The following is a 5,557-nucleotide window of genomic DNA, read 5'->3' as shown; positions in this document are numbered from 1 at the left end:
GGTTTGCAGCTCTGCCGCCATTGACTGGCTATGGAACCGCCGTCCGTGACCGGGCAGTACCCACTCAAACGAGTAGTCTGTCAGCCGTTTCATTGATTTGATTTGCTCGGTCCAGGAATACCAGCAAAAGCGCCGGAAGCCATGTAGATGGCCGAGGTGAACGGACCAGGCTAGATGATCGCCGGTAAACAGAAATTTATTCTGATAAAGCAGCACCGTGTGGCCTTTGCTGTGGCCAGGAACCGGGATGATGGTAATGTCTGGCGCTAGTTGATAGGGCTCCTGACCCTGTAGCTTGAGTTCGACGGCTTGCGTATCGGCAGTGATATCGTCGGTGTGGAGGATGCGAACTAACGAGTCAGCGCTAGCGCTATCGCAATCGAAATGGTCGTGAAACTTAGCATGATCGGCCACATCATCCCGGTGGGTGAGGTACAAATACTTCACACCGCCCATAGCCTCTAGCTGTTTGACCAGGGGCGGCGAAAATCGCGGTGAGTCAATCAGAATATTGCCCTCAGGCCGCTGAACAAAATAGCTGGCTGCCCCATAGGACTTTTCAGAATGATAGCCACAGTGATAAACACCGTCGTCAACCAGAGTCGGCAGCTGGGTCTGAGCCTGTTTAATCTCCTTAGGCGGCGCAACCGTGCCAATAGAGGCCGTTGGGCAGGACAGCAGTGCTTTTAATGCCTGTATTCGCTGCTCCTGGGTCTGCGGTTGATGATGTACCGCCGACATATCGCCTTCTCGACTAAAGGTATCCGGCGCCATCCAGCGGCAGGTATCACAGTCAATACAGCTAGTATCAACAAAAATATCGCCCTCTACATTTTCTGGGCGACGGGCTGTCAGCTGAGCCATAGTGCTTCCCCGTTGGTTTTATCTCCAGTCTAGGCAATGGAAATAAAATCTTGTGGTGAGCCGGACTTCGACTTCGCTCAGTCCTCTACCACGCGCCTTACGTTAGCTGAGTGCTTCCCCGTTGGTTTTATCTCCAGTCTAGGCAATGGAAATAAAATCTTGTGGTGAGCCGGACTTCGACTTCGCTCAGTCCTCTACCACGCGCCTTACGTTAGCTGAGCGCAGCCGAAGCTATCCCCTGTCTAAGCGCAGCCGACGTTAGCTGAGCGCAGCCGAAGCTACCCCCTGCAGCTGACGCTGCAAGTCATCCACCGGATTAATCACCAATCCCCTGGCCTCGCTAGACGATGGCGCACCAGAATGGGCCGCTGTCTTCGGTAGAAACAGAATTTCAGCACTGTGGGGCGGCAGCGGTCTGTTAGCTTGGGACGTCAGCCAGATCAGCGGTGGGGCTGGCAGCTTGTGGTCACCGCCATCGTCAAACTGAATCCCTGCCAGCACGGTTAATACGGCGGTCGTCTCCTGGACCAGACCCGTCTGAGCACTCCACAGCTGGGTGGCCAGGCCCTGCTGCTGCCCATAGTGATACAGCGATGCCGCTGCCACTACTGCCTGCTCAAAACTCTGGAGATCCCAAGCCTTGGAAGTATCGATAGCAATGATTAAACTCTGGTGGCTGGTGAGCACTTCCAGTTCTCGGACACGTAGTTCTCCATAGCGGGCACTGGTGCGCCAGTGGATCAAGCGGGTGGGGTCTCCCCAGCGATAGGGCCGCAGCGCTCGGGTCAACCCCTCCGTGCCAGTAGCATTGGTAGCAGCTTTTTGTAGCTGCTGTCGGCCCACTTCAGTGCCGAGAGAGTCAATTACAGGGCAGCGATCCAGGGGCAGGATTTGTGGATAGACGATAGCTTTGGCTTTGGCTGGGTGTAAACGACTGCACCAAAATAGGCCGAGGGGAGCCGCTGTCCGCAGCCGGACCTGGGGCCAAGTGTAAATACCGCGCTTCTGGGTGGGGATTTCATAGCGCCAGGTGTGTTGAGATCGCGCCTCTGTTTGTCCGGTTTGATTCTTCGTTTGGCCTTCTAGCAGTGCGATCGCATGGGTCTGATATCCGCCTAACTCTGCCGGTATCAGGTCCTGCAGCTGTAACAAACTCTTAGCCTGGAGCGTCCCATTTTCCAGAGTCACCACCATAGAAAGAGACTCTCCCGCCGACACAGGACGCGGCATTTGCCGACTCACGGAGAGTCCTTGCAACGCCCGCTGGGGCAAGATTGACGACACCGATAGCAGGGCAATAGTGATACCACTGATCACATACAGCCAACCAGCCATCGTGTTTGTTGCTGCTCCCAGAAAACAGAGAGTAATCCCCAATAGCACCCAGCCACTGTAGGCAGGCGTCACCCAGTTGTTTTCTAACCAGTTAGTAATCCGTTTATTCACCCATTTACCAGAAACACTGCTGTTGTCTAAACCTCGTTGGCCCGTTAGACATCCTTTTTAGCATATCTAGCCAATTGCCTGAGAGTGCATGGCATGAGCCTGGAACTCACATCAGCCCCCCATGGTTACGCTAGACTAACTAACAGCTTCGATGGTGTTTTTATCACACATAGCTATGGCCACGCCTCGCACCCCTGCTGCTGTTTTTTATCCTGAGTCAGACGGTCAACCGATGACAGAAAGCGATGCTACCCGCGATTATTTGTTGTATAGCGTTGAAGCGCTGAGGCTGTATTTTAAGAGCCGTGGCAGCGTTTATGTGTCTGGCAATCTATTTATCTACTACGAAGAAGGTAACCCCAAAGCCATTATCTCCCCCGACGTCTTTGTCATATTTGGTGTTAGCCATCGCAAGCGTCGTAGTTATAAAGCTTGGCAAGAAGACAATAAGCTACCGTCATTTGTGTTAGAAATCACTTCCAAAACGACTAAAAAGCAAGATCAAGAAAATAAGCCCAAGCTATACGCCAGTTTAGGCGTGCAAGAGTATTTTCAATACGATCCGACAGCAGACTATCTGCAGCCTCAGCTACAGGGGGCGCAGCTGCTTAACGGTCGGTATGAGCCATTGCCTGTGCAGTACACGGCAGATCAAATCCCATTCATTCGCAGTCAGGTCCTGGGTCTAGATTTACAACTGCGTGAGTCGTTTAAAGGAATTGGGATAGTACCTATTCCTAAATCACTACGGTTTTACGATCCTCAAACCGGTCGAATTTTACCTAACCAGGAAGAAGTCATAGAAGAACGCGATGAGGCACTGCAAACCCTTGATGCGACTCAGCAGGAACTTGATGCCGCCCGGCGAAAGTCTGAGGCGCTAGCGGAAAAGTTGCGATCGCTCGGCATAGATCCCAATGACATTTAAGCCCGAATACCTGCCTGATCAGGCGGTGAAGCTATCAGCCGTTGATAAATTGCTTACCAGTTGCTTCAGTTAAAATAAGCACAGCATATTCCCAGGCTAAGACTATGGTTGCCTTGCCCTCTGTTTCCTTTGATAGCCAGACACTCAAACGCTGGAATGTGGATGAATATCATCGTATGGCGGAGTCAGGGGTATTGGCAGAGTGCGATCGCACAGAGTTACTAGCAGGCCAAGTCATTCTAATGATTGCCAAAGGAACGCCTCACGTTACAGCTCTCCGTTTATTGGCAACAGCTTTAGACAAAGAATTAGCAAATCAACCTTTCTTTGTCAGTACCCAGGATCCAATCCAGCTTGATAGCTACTCAGAGCCTGAACCTGATCTTGCAATCGTCAAAGGCAACTTTCTTGATTATGCTGCTCATCACCCCACACCAAAGGATATTTGCCTGATTGTCGAAGTAGCTGATTCCACTCTTAAGCAGGACTGTGAAGTCAAAGATAAACTCTATGCTCAAGCAGGAATTACTGATTACTGGGTCCTGGATTTACCCCATCGGCAGCTCCATGTTTTTCGAAGTCCCACAGTGACTGGATACACTAGCCATTTAATTCTTACCCAGAATCAGAAAATATCTCCCGTAGCTTTTCCAGACAGTATCCTTTTGCTCAAGAACTTACTGCCTCCTGCTGTTTAAGCTTTGCTCTATCTCAACCAAGAACCATATGCAAAATCCCCCCAACGGCTAGCAGCCGTTGGGGGGATCCTTCAGAACTCATGCAATCAGCTATTAGCGCTTGGCCAGCTTCTTCTTCGACATCTTGCGTAAGCGAATCGACTCTGGAGTCACCTCTACCATCTCATCCGAAGCAATGTACTCCAGCGCACGCTCCAGTCCCATTTCCTGGGGTGACTGCAGCTGCACTAGCTCATCACCACTAGCAGCCCGGTGGTTAGTAAGCTGCTTAGCCTTACAGATATTGAGTTCTAGATCCTGAGGACGGTTATTCTCCCCAACAATCATACCCTTATAGACCTTGGTTCCCGGTTCAATGAAGAATACACCGCGATCCTCAGCATTTTTCATCGCGTAGAACGTAGACACACCTTCTTCAAACGAGATCAGCACCCCGTTACGGCGAGCGCTGACATCACCAGACATGGGGCGATACTCCAAAAAGCTGTGGTTCATGATGCCTTCGCCCCGAGTTTGACGCATAAACTCACCCCGAAAGCCAATCAGACCCCGAGCCGGTACGACAAACTCAAGCTGGGCGCGACCATTGCCGTCCATCATCATGTCCTGCATTTCGCCACGACGCTGACCTAGACGTTCCATACAGCCGCCCACGGCGTCTTCAGGCACGTCCATCACCAGCTGCTCATAAGGCTCACAGGGCTGACCGCTAACTTCACGGAAAATCACCTGAGGCTGAGATACTTGAAACTCATAGCCTTCACGACGCATGGTCTCAATCAAAATACCCAGGTGCAGTTCACCTCGTCCCGATACGCTGAAGCGGTCGGGTGAATCGGTGTCTTCCACCCGTAGGGCAACGTTGGTTTCCAGTTCGCGCATTAAGCGATCGCGAATCTGACGAGAGGTGACAAACTTACCCTCTTTACCCGCAAACGGAGAATCATTGACCGCAAAGGTCATTTGCAGGGTGGGTTCATCCACTTTAATCAGCGGCAGTGCCTGAGGATCGTCAGGCGAGGTTAACGTCTCACCTATATTGGCATCGGCAAAACCAGCCACTGCTACGATGTTACCAGCCGTCGCTGCTTCAACCTCAGTCCGCTGGAGGCCCTCAAAGCCCATTAGCTTCGAGATTTTGGACTTAACGATTTTGCCGTCTTCTTTGACCAGCGCGATTCGTTCACCCGCGCGGATCGTACCGTTGTGGACCTTACCAATGATGATACGACCCAAGTAATCCGAGTAGTCCAGCGTCGTCACCTGCAGCTGCAGAGGCTTCTCAGCATCACCCACGGGCGGTGGAACATGGTGCAAAATGCCCTCAAACAGGGGCTGCATATCTTTATCTTCGTCTTCTAGCTCATTCTTGGCATAGCCAGAAAGACCGGACGCAAACAGGTAGGGAAAGTCACACTGATCGTCATCAGCACCCAGCTCGATGAATAGATCCAGGACTTTATCTACCGCACCCATGGGCTCTGCCCGAGGTCGGTCAATTTTATTAACCACGACGATGGGGCGTAGACCTTTTTCTAAAGCTTTTTTGAGGACAAAACGAGTTTGAGGCATCGGCCCTTCATTGGCATCCACAATCAGGATGCAGCCGTCTACCATGCCC

Annotated in this window: 5 protein-coding genes; 2 read left to right on the top strand and 3 right to left on the bottom strand. The window is 51.7% G+C overall.

Going from position 1 to position 5,557, the window contains the following annotated elements; all coding sequences use genetic code 11:
* Together IQ260_RS27140 and IQ260_RS27135 are read right to left on the bottom strand one after the other, a co-directional pair.
* A partial coding sequence (locus IQ260_RS27140) for an MBL fold metallo-hydrolase (RefSeq protein ID WP_193996202.1) occupies window positions 1-864 on the bottom strand: 864 nt, incomplete at its 3' end.
* A 258-nt stretch (window positions 865-1,122) separates the two neighbouring features.
* Window positions 1,123-2,310, bottom strand: coding sequence for a DUF58 domain-containing protein (locus tag IQ260_RS27135; protein WP_193996201.1), 1,188 nt, complete (start codon window positions 2,308-2,310; stop codon window positions 1,123-1,125).
* 175 nt (window positions 2,311-2,485) lie between these two features.
* Here IQ260_RS27135 and IQ260_RS27130 point away from each other — a divergent pair, with 175 nt between their 5' ends.
* Complete coding sequence (locus IQ260_RS27130) at window positions 2,486-3,238, top strand: Uma2 family endonuclease (protein WP_193996200.1); 753 nt, start codon at window positions 2,486-2,488, stop codon at window positions 3,236-3,238.
* A gap of 104 nt (window positions 3,239-3,342) precedes the next feature.
* The gene (locus tag IQ260_RS27125; RefSeq protein ID WP_193996199.1) at window positions 3,343-3,936 is read left to right on the top strand and encodes a Uma2 family endonuclease; all 594 of its coding nucleotides are present in this window, start codon (window positions 3,343-3,345) and stop codon (window positions 3,934-3,936) included.
* A 93-nt stretch (window positions 3,937-4,029) separates the two neighbouring features.
* Here the strand turns inward: IQ260_RS27125 and typA are convergent.
* Window positions 4,030-5,557, bottom strand: a 1,528-nt coding sequence (gene typA / locus IQ260_RS27120; protein ID WP_193996198.1) for a translational GTPase TypA, incomplete at its 5' end; no start/stop codon positions are given.

It is taken from the genome of Leptolyngbya cf. ectocarpi LEGE 11479 (genome assembly GCF_015207065.1).
Taxonomy (GTDB): Bacteria; Cyanobacteriota; Cyanobacteriia; order Phormidesmidales; family Phormidesmidaceae; genus Leptothoe; species Leptothoe ectocarpi.
Note: the sequence above shows the minus strand (reverse complement) of the source record. Positions and strands in the feature narration are given on the sequence as shown.